Annotated in this window: 13 protein-coding genes; 4 read left to right on the top strand and 9 right to left on the bottom strand. The window is 58.7% G+C overall.

Going from position 1 to position 17806, the window contains the following annotated elements; genetic code table 11:
- Positions 1-71 precede the first annotated feature (71 nt).
- Complete coding sequence (locus tag MTX21_RS18680) at positions 72-797, bottom strand: DedA family protein (RefSeq protein ID WP_280966240.1); 726 nt, start codon at positions 795-797, stop codon at positions 72-74.
- A 465-nt stretch (positions 798-1262) separates the two neighbouring features.
- Here MTX21_RS18680 and MTX21_RS18675 point away from each other — a divergent pair, with 465 nt between their 5' ends.
- The gene (locus tag MTX21_RS18675) at positions 1263-2876 is read left to right on the top strand and encodes an NAD(P)/FAD-dependent oxidoreductase (protein ID WP_280966239.1); all 1614 of its coding nucleotides are present in this window, start codon (positions 1263-1265) and stop codon (positions 2874-2876) included.
- A 194-nt stretch (positions 2877-3070) separates the two neighbouring features.
- The gene (locus tag MTX21_RS18670; RefSeq protein ID WP_280966238.1) at positions 3071-3262 is read left to right on the top strand and encodes a hypothetical protein; all 192 of its coding nucleotides are present in this window, start codon (positions 3071-3073) and stop codon (positions 3260-3262) included.
- Between the two features lie 47 nt (positions 3263-3309).
- Here the strand turns inward: MTX21_RS18670 and MTX21_RS18665 are convergent, their stop codons facing one another.
- Positions 3310-6690 carry an AAA family ATPase gene (locus tag MTX21_RS18665; protein ID WP_280966237.1) on the bottom strand — a complete coding sequence of 1127 codons (3381 nt, stop codon included), beginning with the start codon at positions 6688-6690 and terminating at the stop codon, positions 3310-3312.
- A 1067-nt stretch (positions 6691-7757) separates the two neighbouring features.
- Here MTX21_RS18665 and MTX21_RS18660 point away from each other — a divergent pair.
- A complete protein-coding gene (locus tag MTX21_RS18660) occupies positions 7758-8126 on the top strand; it encodes a hypothetical protein (protein ID WP_280966236.1) in 369 nt (122 codons plus the stop codon).
- A gap of 394 nt (positions 8127-8520) precedes the next feature.
- Here MTX21_RS18660 and MTX21_RS18655 read toward each other — a convergent pair whose 3' ends face one another.
- The 7 genes from MTX21_RS18655 to modA form a co-directional block, all read right to left on the bottom strand.
- Positions 8521-9438, bottom strand: coding sequence for an alpha/beta hydrolase (locus MTX21_RS18655; protein ID WP_280966235.1), 918 nt, complete (start codon positions 9436-9438; stop codon positions 8521-8523).
- 612 nt (positions 9439-10050) lie between these two features.
- Positions 10051-10893, bottom strand: a complete 843-nt coding sequence (locus tag MTX21_RS18650; protein ID WP_280966234.1) for a uridine kinase — start codon at positions 10891-10893, stop codon at positions 10051-10053.
- 15 nt (positions 10894-10908) lie between these two features.
- Positions 10909-11721 carry a uridine kinase gene (locus MTX21_RS18645; RefSeq protein WP_280966233.1) on the bottom strand — a complete coding sequence of 271 codons (813 nt, stop codon included), beginning with the start codon at positions 11719-11721 and terminating at the stop codon, positions 10909-10911.
- A 35-nt stretch (positions 11722-11756) separates the two neighbouring features.
- On the bottom strand, positions 11757-13727 hold the full coding sequence (locus tag MTX21_RS18640; protein WP_280966232.1) for a WD40 repeat domain-containing protein: 1971 nt from the start codon (positions 13725-13727) through the stop codon (positions 11757-11759).
- Between the two features lie 53 nt (positions 13728-13780).
- Complete coding sequence (gene modC / locus MTX21_RS18635) at positions 13781-14914, bottom strand: molybdenum ABC transporter ATP-binding protein (protein ID WP_280966231.1); 1134 nt, start codon at positions 14912-14914, stop codon at positions 13781-13783.
- On the bottom strand, positions 14911-15609 hold the full coding sequence (gene modB, locus MTX21_RS18630) for a molybdate ABC transporter permease subunit (protein WP_280966230.1): 699 nt from the start codon (positions 15607-15609) through the stop codon (positions 14911-14913). Before modB ends, modC begins: the two co-directional genes overlap by 4 nt.
- Positions 15610-15617: 8 nt before the next feature.
- Positions 15618-16460, bottom strand: coding sequence for a molybdate ABC transporter substrate-binding protein (gene modA / locus MTX21_RS18625; RefSeq protein ID WP_280971093.1), 843 nt, complete (start codon positions 16458-16460; stop codon positions 15618-15620).
- Positions 16461-16593: 133 nt separating this feature from the next.
- Here modA and MTX21_RS18620 point away from each other — a divergent pair, with 133 nt between their 5' ends.
- The gene (locus MTX21_RS18620) at positions 16594-17481 is read left to right on the top strand and encodes a hypothetical protein (protein ID WP_280966229.1); all 888 of its coding nucleotides are present in this window, start codon (positions 16594-16596) and stop codon (positions 17479-17481) included.
- Positions 17482-17806 lie beyond the last annotated feature (325 nt).

Below are 17806 nucleotides of genomic sequence, written 5' to 3'. Positions count from 1 at the left end.
CCGATCCGACCAGCGCCAGGCCGTGCACCCATAATCATGTCCGCTTAGCCACCAGCAACGTTCTTTCTGCTTCAGCCATCCGGCAGCGCACGCTGGGCCTGACGAAGAAGCACAATTTCATATCGCCGCATGACGACGGAAAGCGCAGATCCAGCGCCAATAAACAATCCCAGCGACGCCAGGCTCAGCGCTTCAGAAATCTTGTAGATTTCGGTTCCGACTGCGTGGGCACCGAAGCCGAAGAGACACGCCCAGCAGATGCCCCCGGTGACGTTGAAGATGAAAAGGCGGCCCGCCGGCATGCCATTTGCGCCGGCAAGCAAAGCCGCAAACATGCGCAGCACCGCGATAAAGCGACCAAAAAACACGACTGCTCTGCCATAGCGAAGGAACAGGTATCGACCGATCAGCAATCGGTTTTCATCCAGACGAATGTATCGCCCGTAGTTGCGAAGAAGCGGCATTCCGAAGCGGCGCCCGACCGTGTATCCGATCCCGTCTCCGACGATTGCGCCTGCAGCGGCCGCGGCGACCACGACAACGATATCGATCTGATTGGTGGCGGCGGCCAAAAGAGCGGCCGCAACAAGGATAGTCTCCCCGGGAAGGGGCACACCGGCGCTTTCCAGCGCTGCGGATTCGATCTGAAACTGCCCTTGCCCTCGCTCCGGATCAGACCGGGACAAGCCCGCAGCGGCGGATCGCGCCTCAACCCGAAGACCCAGCCGTTCCTCAAGCAGGTTCAGATCGCCGTGCGCAAAGCGGTCGGCAATCCCTCTCGGATCGGCGGGTCGCAATCATCAGCCGGCCGGAACGGGAAGGGCCGCGGCCGGTTCAATGCCCGTGGTCGCGGCGCGAAGGTGAAGGCCTCGCTGCCCCGGGATAGCGGTGAATGGCAAAGCGATGCCGCCGGCCGCTTCCGCCGTGTCGTCGTCAAGGCCTGGGTCGTCAAGCTCAGTCCAGAGCGCGGGCCGCGTGTCCCGAGAATGCGTGGGCTGGCAGGCAAGGCGGTTGACGCGCACTTGCGATATCTCGCACGGGGTGACCCGCGATCGCGAGAAGGGCAGGGTCCGACGCAATGCTAGTTTATCGAACGCAGCACTCGGCCATTCAGCGTCGCTCGCCGCGTCTGACTGGGCGGACATGGCAACGCCGGCAGTCGAGTGGTCGATTTTTCTGCACTCAGACCCGTGGTAATGGAACATAACTAAGCCGAGAGGCAAAGATCATATCTAACAAGATCGCAGCGGCAGGAACGTCCCATGAGCGTTTCCGAACTCACGAAGCGCGTTCGGCGCGAGCTGACGTATTTGGACTATCCGGCTCGGGAGTGGACCGTCCCGCGATTAATAGACGGCGTGCCGGTTCTGGACGTGCTGATTGTCGGCGCTGGACAGAGCGGGCTGGGGATCGCCTTCGGTCTGAGGCTGGAGCGTATAACAAATTTCAGGATCATTGATCGTCGTCGGCGCGGGTTTGAAGGACCTTGGCGCAGTTTCGCGCGGATGAAGCATTTGCGCACGCCGAAAGAGGTGACCGGCATTGATTTCGGCGTTCCGAGTCTAACGGTGCGGGCGTGGTACGAGGAAAAATTTGGGCGGCGAGCATGGGATCGCATAGACACCCTCCCTCCGGAAGTATGGCGTTTGTATCTGGATTGGTACCGGGATGTCTTGGATCTCGCGGTTGAAAACGAGGTCGAACTAATTCTGATTGAGCCGGCGGATGACATTTTCCTAGCCCATCTGCGTCGCTCCGATGGGATTGAGCGGGTGCATGCAAGAAAGATCGTTCTTGCAACGGGCTTTGAGGGGAGCGGCAGGTGGCGAGCTCCTAAGTCTCTGGTCGCTCATTTGTCCGCAGCGCTCTATGCACATTCGGCCGATGATATCGATTTTCGCAGGCTTGCGGGAAAACGCATTGGTATCCTTGGTGCCGGTGCATCGGCCTTTGACAACGCAGCTCTCGCACTTGAGGCGGGCGCCGCGCGAGTAGACCTTTGCTTCCGCCGTTCGGAGATGCCGCGAGTTAACCCACTCACCTGGATGAATTTTGCCGGTATGTTGGGCCACTTCGGGGAGCTGACGGACCTGGACCGCTGGCGATTCATGCGCCACATTCTCGAGGAGCTTCCGGTTCCGCCGACACAGGACGCCTATTGGCGATGCCGCAGGTTTGAGAATTTTAGCTGGCACCCCAACTGCGGATGGAGCGTCATTGACGAAGCATGCGGCATTGCGAGGGTCCGAAGCAGCAATCGCACTTTCGAATTCGATTTCATGATATTTGCGAGCGGAGTCGAGACGGACCTCTCGGCGCGTCCGGAGCTCGCCCTATTCTTTGAACAAATAGCCCTTTGGCACGATCGCTTTACGCCTCCATCCGGCGAAGAAAGCGAGTCACTCGCGCGCTATCCCTATTTGGGTCAAGCCTTCGAATTCACGGAGCGGCACCGCGGTGCCGCTCCGTTCCTGCGAGGACTACACAATTTCACGTTCGGAGCGATGCTGAGCCATGGTATTTCGGGAGCGGCCATCACGGGAATAAAATATGGAGTGCGGCGGCTCGTAAACGGGATCGCGCGTGATCTGTTTTGCGAGGAATCGGCCGCTTATTACCAAAATCTGCTATCATACCAAACGCCTGAACTGCGCAGCCTGGATACTGCATTTGTTTGGTTGAGCCAGCTTGGCAGTGACGCTGCCAACTTCGACAGCTTTGCCAATCAGCTGGATCAACATGAGTTTGCCACGCTCCGTGCCTTGTTGCAGCGACCAAGGCCGCAGCATGAATCTCTGACTGTAAAGTCCGCCCGCCCCGCCCGCGCGAAGCGCACCTCACGACCGAAGTGTCTCAAAAAGAAAAAGCGGAAGTGAAACAGCGACGGCGTGCTAGTGAGATGTCTACCGTTTCTTCTAGTGCTCCCGCAGGCACCGCGCGCAGGAAGGCCTATCGAGTATTTCTGGAAGAAATGCCGTTTGACTATAGGTCGATGATGGAGAATATTGCATTTCACTGCCTTGCACATAGTGATCACGGCCTGACGACCACCATCATCGGGAGGTAAGCAATGGCCTTCATCGCGTTTACGAAGGTGATCGATTTTACCACATTGACTGCGGAGCAGCGAAAACAACTCAAGAGCATTCTTGGAAACCGCGAGAAGCAGCTCAAGAAGGCAATCAAGGATGTCGAGAGCGCCCTTGCCAAGCTTGAACGAACAGGCACCAAGGCTCGAAAGCGGGCGAAGGGCAGGCGGTGATCGGACGCTGGTCAATTTACGCTAGGCATGATGTTGAGAGGAGTTGGCTAGCAGTTGCCGTGATCTGGCTCCTCTTTCATTCCTGAAACTGCGCTTAGTTCGTCGACGAGATTCCTGGCGTCTCTTAGATCGGGTGTATCCCGACCTTCTGTGAACCAAGTGTATATTGGCTTTGCGAGGGACCTGGCTTCGAAATATCTGCCTTCGTTACTCCAATGCCGCGCGAGACAGATCGAGGCACGCAACTCCCACCAGCGGGCTTGTTGTTGCCGTGCGATCGCCACGGCTCGCAGCAGTTCTGCCTCTGCCTCGTCACGTCTGCCGAGTTTTAGGTTGATGCTGCCCCGAAGACGATACAACTCGGCCTCAAAGAACCTCTCGCCTGTTGCTTCGGCCAGCTGAACGCCTTCATCCAGCAAGCGCAGTCCAACTTCAGGCTCTCCGAGCTGGGCATGGGCGAAGGCGAGATGGCCCAAATAGAGAGTGCGGCGGCACCGTTCCGAGTTTCGGTAAGTTGCCGCCAAGGCACTGCGCATCAGTTCGATCCCGACTTGAAGATCTCCTCCTTGGGCTAGTAGTGCTCCACGGAAAAAACGTGCTCTTCGTTCAATTGCCGCAAATTCATGCTCGATGCTAAGCGATATCGCCTCGTCGGCGTGAGCCAAGGCGCGCTTTGCGTCGCCCCCTATCGTGCCTAAAACGACTATGTTCCCCAGAGCCAAGGCCGTCGTAAAGCTTTGTTCTCTCGTTCGAGCAAGAGTTTCAGTCCGCTCGACGATTGTTGTAGACTGTTTAGGATAGCCAAGGACTAATAGCGTCGTCGAGAGCCACGCCAGGCTGTTCACCGCATCATCGACTCCGAAGCGGCGATAGGTCGAGATCGTGGCTGGATTGGTTGAGCATAATGCGAGGGCGCGATCGAGGTGTTCGCGTGCTTCGGCGAAGGCACCCGTGAGATGCAATGACTGTCCAATGAAGCGTGTGGCTAGGACGGCCACACCGGGATGATCATGCTCTGCGGCCAACGCGAGGCCGTGCCGGGCATCCTCCAGCGCTGAGCTATACTCCGCGCGCATAGTGTGGGCTAGATAGTTGCCCCACAGGATCGTCATCCGTTCTTCTAGGCTGGCACTTTCGCCAAGCAGCGCGCGAGCACGTGAGAAGACCCGCGACGTTTCAGCCGCGGCATCGCCCTCAGTTGCGGCGACTGCAGGACCAAGAGCCAGATAGAAATCCAGTTCCTTGCGATCGCGTTGCGGCGAGCTGAGCAGTTGCTGGGTCAGCTCCATTCCTCGCGTGAGATGTTTTACAGCCTCGGCATTGGAGGAGCGACCGAGCGCGCGCTTTCCGGCCTTGAGCCAATAGTCCGTAGCCTGCTCAAGCATGCCGGCTTCGGTGAAATGGTGCGCAAGGATTTCAGGGTCGTTCACGGCGGCGTCCTGGAATCCTTCCTCTAGGACGCGGGCTATTTGCGCATGGAGTTGCCGCCGCCGTCTCTTCAACAGGCTCTGATAAGCCGCATCCCGCACCAATGCGTGCTTGAAGCTATAAATGGCATCCGGCAGGTCACCTTGGCGGAAAATAAGCCCGGCCTCCTCGAGCTCGGTGAGGGAATGCTGCAACCGTGTTTCGTCTCGAGCGACCACAGCCCGCATCAAGGAATAAGAAAATTCGCGACCGATGGTGGCGCCAATCTGGGCGATTTCCTTCACTGAGTGCAGGCGATCGAGCCGCGCCATCAGGGAGTCGTGAAGGGTTTCCGGGATGGCAAAGGGCGGTAACGGTCCCTCGAGCTGATAGCGATCCTGATGTTCAACCAGAATGCCTGCTTCGAGGACTGCCTTGGTGAGTTCCTCTACGAAGAGCGGGTTTCCGTCAGTCTTTGTTACGATCTGCTTCATCACGTCGATCGGAAGCGCGCGGCCATTGGCCACCTGCATGGCAACACCTTTGACATCATCCGGGTTGAGCCGTCCGAGCACCAGGCTTCCGACATTTGCGAGACCGGTCCAGGGAGGCTCGAACTCTGGTCGAAAAGTAACCAGCGCAAGGATAGGCAGCTGTCGGGCTCGCTCTACGATGAGGTCGAGCAATTCGAGGGTGGTGTCGTCGGCCCACTGAACGTCTTCGATAAGCAGCAAGATGGGCTGTTTGCGGGAACGGCTCTCGAATTGATCGAGCAGTGCGGCAAGCGTGCGGCGACGCTGCTGGGCGGGGCTTAGCTCCAGTTTTGGATAACGGCCCGCGAATGGGATCGATAGCAGTTCAGCAAAAAGTGGTACCACCGTCTGAACTTGCTGCGCTCTCAATGAGAGGAGCGCCTCCAGCTTGTCAAGCCGCGTCTCGACGGGATCGTCCGCCTTAAATCCGGCGTTCCTTTCCAACTGCTCGACCACGGGATGAAGTGCGCTGTTGGCGTGGTAAGGCGAGCATTGATAACGGAATTGCACGTGTGGTTGGTACTTAGCCGCACGTTCAGCCAGAGCTGCCGCTAAGCGCGATTTCCCGATGCCCGGCTCGCCGGAGATGAGAACGATCTGGCCTTCGCCCGTGCGAGCCAAACGTTGACGTTCCAACAGGAACTCCAACTCGGAATCGCGGCCGATGAGATGGGCGAGTTCTGTCGGACGCACCGCCTCAAAGCGGCTTTCGGAAGCCGAAAGGCCCTGAACGGCCCACGCGCTCACGGGCTCGCTAATGCCTTTGAGGTGGTGGGCGCCAAGGTCGCGAAGACTAAAGATATCGCCAAGAAGACGGCGGGTGGAGTCGGCGACAACCACCGTATTCGGCTCGACCAAGGCTTGCACGCGAGCCGCGATATTAGGAGCGCCCCCAACCACGGAGTGCTCCCGAAGTTTACCCTCGCCGCCCAGGTCGCCGACTACCACCATGCCGGTAGCGATGCCGATACGCACGGCGAGTGGCTCTCCTGCGCGGGTTTCAAGCCGTGCGACAGCAGCAATGATATCCAGCGCAGCTCTCACAGTTCGTTCGGGATCGTCCTCGTGCGCAATGGGATAGCCGAAATACGCTAAGATGCCGTCTCCGCGAAAGTCGGCGAGAAAGCCGTCATAGGAGCGCGTGATACGAGCACAAGCAGCGTGATAGGCGTCGATGACGGCACCCATATCTTCCGGGTCAAGGCGTGCCGCCAGGGCGGTCGAATCGACCAAGTCACATATCATTACCGTGAGGTGGCGCCGTTCCGCGTACTGCGCAATTGCAGCATTCACGACACCGGAGGGAGGGCCGGAGGGAAGCACACTGATTGCGTTCATGAGGCGCTTCCGGTCGCCGAGTGGGATGCCAATCTTTTCGAAGTCGACTTCGGTCAATTGCGGCAACACATCGCAATCTATGGCGTTAGCGATGAACAGGGACTCATGTTGTCCCAGTCCCAGCCTTCTCAGCCAAGTCCCGATTTCCATGGCAGGACCCTGGTGTGTGCGAAAAGCTTCGGCATCTCAAAGCCAAACCTTGGTTCGGGCTTCTTCGACTTGCTCGAAGATCCATTCAGCGGGCAGTTCGACCTTACCCATCCACAATAGCATGCTGTCGGATCTGGGTATGTGAACAGCCTCGCAATTCGTCGTATCGAAATACCCGCGCAATTGCGGTAAGTGTCGTTCCGTCCGACGGCTGGCGTGAGCCGGCTGCTGCCTGGCCGGTTGGCCTCAAGAGCCAGCACGGACTGACGTCAGCATTGCGTCGGCGTGCCGGGCGGCCGCCAAAGCAAAGGTAGAGAGGACGTGGGTGACGGAGTATCACGTTTCGATGGTCATCGCACTCAGTGCTTGTAAATGCTGCTTAGCTAATGTGACGCTTGGCGCAAAACGGCATCGGGTCAATGCGACCTGACGGGGAGAGCAGTTCTTGGCGCATGCCGGATTTCTTCCATAACAACGCATCCGCGAATGCAGCCGCATTGACCAAGATTGCACCTCGAAAGAGCGTCCGTTAGACCGCACTTGCCTCCAACTCGGTGATCCGCTGGAGTTCGAGCCGCGATTCCTGCAAGTGCTCGGCACGCGCCAGTAAAGCCGAGCCCGCGCCTTCAATGCGAGTTGCTGATCTCGCAAGGGGGATAGGTCCAGAAATCAAGCTCGCCCGGCCCGCGATACGCCCCTCGCGCCCCAAAAAGGTCGACGCGGGGATCGCCAATGCAATAGCCAAATTTGAGAAAGACAAGATTCAACCGGTCTCAATCCCGAAAGGGCTTACTCCCAAATGGGTATTGTAATTGCGCTCCAATGCCAGAGATTGCATTAGTTCCGATTCAGGGCCGCGAGATTCTTTTCACGTGTAAATCGAAGCCTTCATCTCGGGCTATTCAGTAGTGAATAGCGGGAACTGCGAAGCGCTGGTGCAAGCCACGCTCGCGGAGCAGTTTTCGCTGTGTAGAATTTCTCTCGAGCATTTCTCAGAGCAACGAAGTCAGCACCGTCGCAGCTCCTAAAGTTATTTGACAGCACTGATATATTCGTGGGGGATCTCAATGGCGACGCCGTCATCGTCGTCTATGTCGATCAACAAGCTCTATGGCGACAACATCCTCAGTGCAGCGGAGTATAGCTCGCCGCTGACCATTTCCGGTACAGCGACCGTTTCGAACACCTCCGATGCGTACGCAGTCGAGGTCATTGTCAAAAATCAGAGCGGCGCGATCGTCGACACGCTCCGGGTTTACAATCATGGATGGTTTGCGGGATCGTTTCTGCTGCCCATTCCTTGTCAAGCCAACCCCAGCAGCCGCGTGCGCCGCCGTCGTTGGCTCTGTGGGACATCGCATCACCGGGCGCTATCCTGGCGCGGTCAATCGGCATCTTGGCATCGGCTGCTGGGAGCTCGTCCGCGGCTCCATTGACGACGCTTCGCACGTCAAGTTCGTGCAGGTCATGCCCAATCAGCGCCAGGAAAGTGCTGTGGCTTTCCGCCACTTACTTTGCCAAGGCTCAGAGCCCGTCTTGAGCATGTGATGAGACAATGGCCCGTGCCACCGCTCAAGAGTTGCAAACGCCAAGCCTGCGCGAAATCTTCACTAGGCATACAATTCCAAACCAACGGCAAAGCCGAGCTCTTTATCCAAAGCGCACTTCGCGAATGGGCTTATGCCAAGCCAATCAAAACTCCCATCCAATGAATACGAGCCGAGTTAGATGTTTCATGAAAAATTCTCCGGCAATTTGCAAGAGCCCAATGCAAACGCGTTCATCCGCAGGATCATCCCCTAGGCTGTTTCCAGCTACCAGCCGTCCTCGCTATTGGCGCAGGAACCTGAGGACCTGATCGAAGAACTCAAACCGCTTCTTCTCGAACAGGACAAAGTGAGTGGCATCTGTGATGAGCACGTTCTTCTTGGTCGGCGCGTGGATGAGATCGCGCATCAGCCCTTCACGATCCTCTTGATAGGACCAGGTGTCGAAATTGCCGCCGATGATCAATGTGGGCGCATAGATGTTGGCGGCATTCCAAAGTGGCCTGTCGGTCGCCTGATAGAACGAGTCTTCCAATACACCGTTCGGCGCTCGAAGACTTGGAGGTGATCGCGAGTTGCTGGTTGGATCGGTGGCAAGACAGGCGTTCCAGAACTCGGCAGGTAGAGCCGGATCGCGATATTCATCCTTGTTCTCGACAGGGATTTCGCCGTTCCAACGGCCGGTATTCGCGGCCTCGGAAGCAAGGCGATAAGCTCCAAGCGAGAAGTTGAATTCGCGAGGTTTGCGCTTGTTCTGCAGCGAGCTGCCGGGTCCCAGGTTCGTGTGATCGTTGAAATTGTAGAGCGGCGCGTAGAGCACGAGCTTCCGCACGTTCTCCGAGTGCAAAGACGCGTAGTAGCCCGCTATCATCGCGCCCCATGACCAGCCGATCAGGGTCACCCTCCTGATGCCGCGTTTGGTCTTTATAGCGTCGACCATGGCTTCCACGTCTCGCAAGGCGAGATAGGAGCGCGTCAGAGGTTGATTTTTTGCGGGCGGATCGTCCATCGCAGCCTCGCGAGTCGAGCCGCCATAGTTGCGATAATCTCCCATATAGACGACGTATCCCTGGTTCACCAACCAATCGGCCCAGGAGTAGTCCTGATAGGAAAGATCGAAATCGCAGATCGAAGGGCTGGTCGCCCCGTGCAGAAAAAGGATGACGTTGTCGTCCGTAAAAGTTGCGTTGCCTTCCGCCATCTTCTCGCGGAGGAAGAGTTTGATGTCGGGATCCAGCGCATCGATCTGCGTGTCGGCTTTTGCGATCTTTGCTTGCTGGGCGTCGGCCGTGGTAGCCACCGAACTGCAGGCGACGAGGATAGCGGCAGCTAGGCGAAAGGCCGCATGCGGTGAAGTCTGGCGCATGTTCCCCCTCCGACTTCGTTGTCCAAGATTACGCGGCTGGGTAGTCGTATCAACAGTCTCGACGGCAAAAAAATCCCGAAGTCCAGGGGAATAAATCGGAAACAGCCAATTGAGTGCGAAAGCAATTCGGACGCGGAACTTAGCTTAAAAGCCATGTATGGCTGCTGCATTTCCTGCCATTCTGCTATGCTGGTCAAGGAGGAGCCTGGCTGGGGCCGCGGATGCAAGGTCGGTTGGCATCATGCATCGATGCTCCCGGCTTGCACAGAAAGCAGCTCTGCGACCGAACGTGCACCGCTCGATTCCGGTCGAGAGGGATTAGTGCCGTCTGCAAACTAGACTGGTTGATGTATCTTGTGCGCCCTGACGTCCAGTCCACTAGCCGATTCATCCTTGCTTGAGCCAGATTCGGGTCGCTTCTCGTTTCGCCGACACTGGCGGGCCTGATCAGTCCTTGCGGACGAGTGTCCCCACATGTTCACCCAGCAGCGCTCGCTCTAGCAGCGCGGGCTTGAGCCCGTTGATGATCTGGAATTTCTTGACTTGGCGAGCGTTGGCGAGCAGATCGATCAGGACACGATCGAAGGGAAGCGTCGGCAGGTTGAGCGTTCTGAGTTCGGAGACCGTGATCTCGCTGATAAACTTGGCATCTGGGTTGAGCTTTGGATCGGCGTCGTAGAGGCCGTCCACGTCCTTGATCAGGGTATGTGTGGCGCAGCCGTAGCATTCTGCTAACAGGAAAGTACCGGCATCGGTCCGATGCGGCGGGATGCGCCCTAAGCGGGGTGTTTGCTCCCAAATTGAGAACGGGGGGTCTCCATTGCAGATCACGCCCGGAGCCGATCTGATGAAGAAGGGCAGCATGTGCCCGAGAATTTCGGGTGGAATGGCGACGACGCCGTATGGTGCCAGCAATGTACCAAGGAGATGCGCATTTCCGAGCGCGTCGATGATCCGGAGTTGGGCCAGCACGCCGGTCGGCAGGCCGAGATCCATGCCGATCGAAGTCACATGGCGGCTGCGCACGCCGCCACCGGTGCCGATCACGAGTTTGAAGTTTTCGAGTATTCTGGCAAGAGATTCGACTAACGGGTAAACGGTTTTCTTCCCTTGGTCGATGATGGAGCGTCCGCCAATCTTGATGACGTGGCAGAATGGCAGCATTGGCACGACTGGGGTTTCAGTGGATGACATGACCTGCTTATCGAGCAGGCTCTCGCGCATCAGCATCGATTCGACGTGACGACGCTTGTCGATCGGGATTTCCCGATTCTCAGGGACTTTGGTCATGGTGCAAACCTCCCTTCAAGCCGTAATCACGGTTCCGACTTGCTCGCCGTTGAGTGCGCGCGTGAGGTTGCCCCGCTTCAAGCCGTTAATCACCTGAACCGAGCGGCGGTTTTTGGCATTCTTCATGAGCTGGAATACGGTCCGCTCCAACACCACGTCGACAAGATCAAGCGCAATGAGTTCGTCGACCGTAATCCTTGGAATGAACTTGGCCTTCGAGTCCTTCTTCGGGTCTGCCGTGTAAAGGCCCTCTTCATCCTTGACGTAGATCATTGAGCAGGCGCCCAAGGTCTCGCTTATGAGGTAACATCCGGCGTCGGTCCGGTGCGGTGGAATGCGGCCGATCTCGGGGTTGGGCTGCCAATAGGCGTACGGGGGCATACCGACGCAAACGCAAGCTCGGCGCTCGGCGAGGTAAAGTGGCATCTGGGCGAACTGAGCTGGCTCGATGGATGGAATTCCATGCTTGGCGAGCAAATAGTGGATCATCTTTGCGTTCTGGATGCTCACGAAGAACCCGAGCACGCTCAGCACTCCGGTCGGCATGCCCAAGTCGAGCCCAACGCTGTAGGCATGGCGGGCCCGGGTGCCGGCTCCAGTGCCGATGATCATCTTGTGCTTGGAAAGGTTTTCGACGATCTCGTCTACAAGCGGAAATACGGCCTCACGACCGCGATCGATGAAGCTTTGTCCGCCAATCTTGACGACGTTCGCATCCGGCAGGATCTGGATCACCGGCTGTCGATCGAGCCGCGCCATCTCCGCTTCGTCGGTGTCGCTGCCAACCACGAGCGCAGAGGTTAGTCGATCCAAGGTTTGGTTTTCCATCTTGCGTCTCCTGTCGAGAGGGCGCGGTTTCGTGATTACCGTCCGGGTGCTGTAACGCTGGATCCGGCGAGTGGCGGCACCTGCCTCGGTGTGTCCCAGAGTTTGATGGTGCCGTCCATGGCGGCGGTCGCCACAATCTTTCCGTCATGCGAGAACGTGACGAAGTGGATGCGCCTGAGATGTCCTTTGAGCGCGGCCGTTTGCCGGCGGGTTGCGACATCCCAGAGGCGCACTGTGTTATCGAGGCCAGCCGATGCGAGCATTTTGCCGTCGGGCGAGAACGCGCAAAAACGGGCCCAGGCGGTGTGGCCTTTGAACGGCGCCAACTCCTTGCGCGTCTCAACTTCGAAGAGCTGTACATCATTACTTGCACCGGCTGATGCCAGCAGCTTGCCATCCGGGGAGAATGTCACTGAGTGGACCGGCCCAGTATGCACATCGATAGTGGCCACCTCCTTTGCCGAGGAGACATCCCAAAGCTTTATGGTACCGTCGATGCTGCCTGACGCGATCAGCCGGCTGTCGGGGGAGAATGCCAACGCCTTCACGCCGCCGGTGTGGCCCGTGAGGGTGGCGATCTCTCGATGGCTGCCGATATCCCAGAGCTTGATGGTTTCGTCGTAGCCCGCAGAAATCGCCGTCTTTCCGTCGGGCGCGTAAGCCACGGCGCGGATGATGTTCGTGTGGCCCGCGAGTGTGGCGATCTCCTTCCCAGATGGCAGCTCCCAGAGCTTGGCGGTGCGGTCGTAAGAACCTGTCATGAGGATTTTGCTGTCGGGCGAGATCGCGAGCGTAACAACTGCGCCGCTGTGGCCGGCAAGAGTCCGAAGCTCGTTGCCCGTCGCAACATCCCACAATTTAATCGTCTTATCGTGGCTTGCTGAAGCGAGCATCCGATCGTCGGGCGTAAAAGCCACAGCGGTCACGAAAGATTTGTGCCCTTTCAGCGATGCCCGTTCCTCACCCTTCGGCCCGATCTCCTCAGGTGCGGGCTCGATGCCGGACTTCAACAATTGATCAACATCCCAAATCTTGGCGAGATGATCCATCGTCGCCGTCGCGAGGGTTTTGCCATCCGGCGAGAAGGCCACTCCACGGACGCGGTCACCGACCCCGCTCCATCGCACAACGAGATCTTCGCCAGTTGCGGCGTCCCAGATCCGCAGCGAATTGTCTACGCTTCCGGCGGCCACAAGCTTGCCGTCCGGTGAAAACGCGACGCACAGAACCTCGCTTGTCGAGCCCTCAAGTATCGCCTTCTCCTTGCGCCGGGCGACATCCCAAAGCCGCACGGTCGTATCCATGCTGCCAGTGACAAGCGTGGTGTCATCGGGCGAGAATGCAATGCCGCGGACACCATGCTCGTGGCCTTCGAGCGTTGTGAGCTCCTGGCCGGTGGCGACATCCCACAGCTTGGCGGTGTAGTCGTTGCTGCCAGAGGAAAGAATCCTGCTGTCATGGCTGAATGCCAATGAGCGCACAGCGCCATTGTGTCGAAGCGTAGCGCGCTCCTTTCCAGTGGCCACGTCCCACAATTTGATCGTGTTATCGTGGCTCCCGGAGGCAATGGTTTTCCCATCAGGTGCGAAAGCAAGGGACCGGATCATGTTCGTGTGGCCCCTGAACGTGGCCAACTCGCGCCCCGAAGCCCAGTCCCAAAGCTTCACAGTGCTGTCATAGCTTCCTGTCGCCAGAGTTTTGCCGTCGGGCGAGAAACGGACTGCCTCGACCGTTGCCTCATGACCTCTGAGCGTTACGATCTCGGCGCCCGTCGTTGCATCCCAAATCCTCGCCGTCTTATCGTAGCTGCCCGTGGCGACATACCGCCCATCGGGCGAATAGTCGATCGACGCGAGAGCCAAGGTGTGGCCTTTCAGTGTGGCGCGGACCTGTGCAACGGCTGGTACGGCTGCAAGGGTCGTCGTGGCGAAAATCAGCACGAGCGCCACTGCTCTCTGAAAGCGCGGGATCGGCATTTGGGTCTTCCTCCCATATTGCTCGTTCAACCGGCAATTCCGCTGAACGCAACAACCACCGCGAAGCCGTAGTGGTTCCGGCCTCACATCGGAATGGCTGTCGTGTCGGCGCCATTGGCTTGAGGGAAGGCGGCCCCAAGCGTCTGCCTATCGAACCCCACGGTCTTGATCACCGCGTAAACCGGCGTGCCTGGCGTCAAACCAAGCGTCTCGACCGACCGCTGCGTCAGACGCGCTAGGATCGCCTGCCCGCCGCAATCGAGACGCAGATCCAGGATAGGCCCACGCTGCGGAGCGAGCTCCGCAACGACTCCGCGCAATACATTCAGCGCGCTAAGTCCTTCAGGGCGGCGCGTGCTGATCATTACGTCGCGAGCGCGGATATGCACCCGGACCTTGCTGCCAGGAATGCGCTCGTTGAGACGCGGAACCCAGAGCCTGCCTCCGCAGAGGCCCAATACGGTCAGCCCAAATTGCTCGTCGTGCTCGAGGATCTCGGCTTCGAGAACAGCCCCTGCCTCCACAAGATTGGTGAACGGGACCAGATCCAGGCGCGCCATGATATCGGAGGTCGGTCCCGTCGCTACGACGACACCATCTGTCATCACGACCATAGTGCTCGCCAGACGTGCAACTTCCGGCACCGAATGGCTGACATAGATAATGGGCACTTCGGTCTCGTCGCGCAGGCGCTCCAGATAAGGCAGGATCTCAGCCTTCCGCGCTTCGTCGAGTGAAGCGAGCGGCTCATCCATCAGCAGCAGCCGTGGCGTAGCCAGCAAGGCCCGTCCTATCGCGACTCGTTGTTTCTCGCCGCCGGAAAGCGAGCCCGGACGACGATCAAGTAAATGGTCGATCCCGAGCAGGTCGACGATCGGTGCAAGCTGGCCAATGCGTTTGCTCGCCGGCGTGAACCACCAGCCGTATAGGAGGTTCTGGCGCACGGTAAGATGTGGGAACAGCCGCCCCTCCTGGAAAACATACCCGACCCGGCGGCGATGCTTTGGCACAAACACCTTATGCTTTGTGTCGACGATAACGTCGCCGTTCAACGAGATATAGGCGCGGTCAGGGCGAATAAGGCCGCCAATAATGTTGACCAGCGACGTCTTGCCGGAGCCGGACTGGCCAAAGAGCGCGGTGATCCGCCCGTCACTGATAAAGTGGGCGTTGAGCTCGAACGAGCCGAGACGGTGCTGTACGTCGACTTGGATCATCGCTTCACTCCGATACGCCGTCCGACGAAGTAGCCGATTGCGTCCGAGATGAGCAAAGCGGACATCGATACCACAATCGCAATCACCGTGAGGCGGAACGCGGCAATGTCGCCACCCGGTACCTGTGTGAACGTGTAGATAGCCGAAGGAAGCGTCTGGGTTTCGCCCGGAATATTTGAAACGAAGGTGATGGTCGCGCCGAACTCTCCCATGGCGCGCGCGAACGAAAGAATTGTGCCAGCGATGATGCCCGGCAAAATGAGCGGCAAGGTCACCGTCACGAAGACCCAGCCGGAATTGGCGCCGAGCGTTCCGGCCGCGTCCTCGAGCCCGCGATCGATTGCGTCTATGGACAACTGCAGCGCTCGGACCAAGAGTGGGAATCCCATCACGGCGCAAGCGAGCGCTGCGCCGGTCCACCGGAAGGCAAACACTATTCCAAGGTTGTCGGCGAGGAAGGCGCCGAGCGGTCCTCGCCGGCCAAACAAGAGAAGGAGGATATAGCCTGTAACCACGGGCGGAAGAACCAGGGGCAGAAACACAATTCCGTTCAAGATCGGCTTGCCCCAGAATTGTCCCCGAGACAGCAGCATGGCTACGACAACCCCCGGCGGCAGGCTCGTCACGGTCGCCCACAAAGAAACCCGTATGCTTAGTTCGACGGCGACTTGTTCTTCGGGCGTTAGCGTGAGCATGGCTGGCCTCACTTCAGTGTCGTGAATCCTTCCTTCTCAAACTTAGTGCGCGCCTCCGGCGTCTTGAGCATATCGACGAAGGCACCCGCGGCCGGCTTCGTCGAACTGGCTGTGACCGCGATCGGATAAACGATGCGAGGGTGCGTGTTCTCCGGGAAGGTCCCCACGCGCGATACGTTTGGGTCCGACGCTGCATCGGATTCGTAGACGATGCCGAGCGGGGCTTCGCCTCGAGAGACCATGATCAGCGCGGCGCGGACGTTTTCGGCTTGGGCGATGCGGCCCTTGAGCGACTGCCAGACGCCGAGCGCCTCTAGAGCCGCCCGGCCGTACTTTCCGGCCGGGACCGCGTCCGTGTCGGCCATCGCGAGGCGTCCCTGTCCAAGAAGCGACACTAAGGGAAATCCGGGCGCGATATTCACATGGAGGTCGGTGCCTTTTGACGAAATAAGCACAAGGCGGTTGCCGACGAGATCCGAACGCGTTTCCGGCTTGATCAGCTTGCGTTCGGCGAGATAGTTCATCCAATCCTCATCGGCAGAGATGAAGAGGTCGGCTGGCGCTCCCAGCTCGATTTGCTTGGCGAGCGCTGAGCTCGCGGCGTACGAGATTGCGGCATGTTTGCCCGTGCGTTCGTGCCATTGGGTGTTGATCTCGTCGAGGGCAGTTTTCAGGCTGGCCGCGGCAAAGACGAGCACGTCCGCATGCTGGGCCTGAGCCGGTCGCGCATTGCCAGTGTAAACTAGGGCAAGTAGAGCCGCGCAAAGCAAAAGGCACGTGGCGCTTCGGATCTTCGCCCCCGAACGTAGGCACGGCTGAGAGGCGGGTTTCCGGCGCACGCGTTCAGGCATTCTGACATGGGTGTTAGGCACGGACCCTCCAGCCGGAATGCTCTCGCCTTGTGACAGCGTCCCTGAGTAACTTTCACCAAAGCCAAACGTTGCAAACGCAAGCGGCTCCCGAACCCATTCGGGGAAGACATAAATGGTCAAGGCTTCGAAGGGCCCAGGTGCAATCGCCCACCCTGAGCTACCGGCGGGCACCGCATATCGAGTGATCGGCGCGGACGGCGTCGAGCGAACCATGTCAGATTTGTCAGACTGGATCGTGGCCATCCGATCCGGCGCGGTCGAACCCCGGTCGTTGTTCCTGGACCATGAAACGCAGCGCTGGCGCCCAGTATCGGAGCTGAACATTTTTGACGAAGCCAAGCAAGCCGAAGAAGTGAGGGAAGCTCGCTACCGAAGCAACCGCTCGAAAGCGGAGAGCGGCCGGTCAGCCATTCAGGGATTAGGCTCGGGACCAGAAAATTTAGCGAAGCGATCGCGGAGCTCTACGCTGGTCTGGGCAATCGCGGCCGCGATGGCGCTCATTGCTTTCATGGCCTGGACCGCAGGATCCGCTCTGATTGCCGCAGTTCAAACCCTTATTCGCAAAACGCCGGACCCGGTCCGAATTGGTGGAGCGGCCGTGCTCTTCGTCATTCTAGCCGAGGAGTTCTATTGGTTCTCGCTAATGATATTTGGGGTACGAACGGGCTTCGTTCGGCGCTTTGCGCTGCAAGCTCTGTCGCTGCTAACCGCTTGCGTCCTGCTCTATGCGGCGTTCACGTTCTTTTCGACTGAAACTTTTGAGCCCAGTCTTCGGTTCTTCGCGACATACGCTGCTTTTGCTGGCGCTGCGTACGCGATGTCTCTCTTACTCTGGTCGATCCTTCTGCTGCGGAGGTCGGACGCGACACCTGCTAAAAAGGTGCTTGCCAGCTTGATCGCGTCAATAATGCTAGTCGGCACCTTCTACATGGCGGTCACCCCGTCTGTGCGACCCGAAACACAGACTGACAGGACCTTTCAGCCGCAGGACCGCAGATGAGTTCCTGCGATGTCCCTACGCTAATAGCCCCAACGCCAACCGGGGTGCCGCCAACGCCAGCCCGGATAACGGTGCCCACCCGGATAAGCGTACCGCTGAGCGTAAGCGTACCGCCAACGCCAGCCAGGGTGGTGCCGCCAGCCGGGATAGTACTGCGCTTGGGTGAGGGACGCCTCCGGCTGCGCCAGCCGAGCCGGGCCGGGAGCGGCGTCGGCACCGCCGACGCCAAGCCAGAGGAATAAGAAGCCTGAGGCGAGGATGGATAGGCAACGCATACGTAACCTCCTCGATGGAAAGGGAACCTTTCAAAACCACCAAGGATAAC

This window comes from Bradyrhizobium sp. ISRA430 (genome assembly GCF_029909975.1).
In the GTDB taxonomy this organism is placed as follows: domain Bacteria; phylum Pseudomonadota; class Alphaproteobacteria; order Rhizobiales; family Xanthobacteraceae; genus Bradyrhizobium.
Note: the sequence above shows the minus strand (reverse complement) of the source record. Positions and strands in the feature narration are given on the sequence as shown.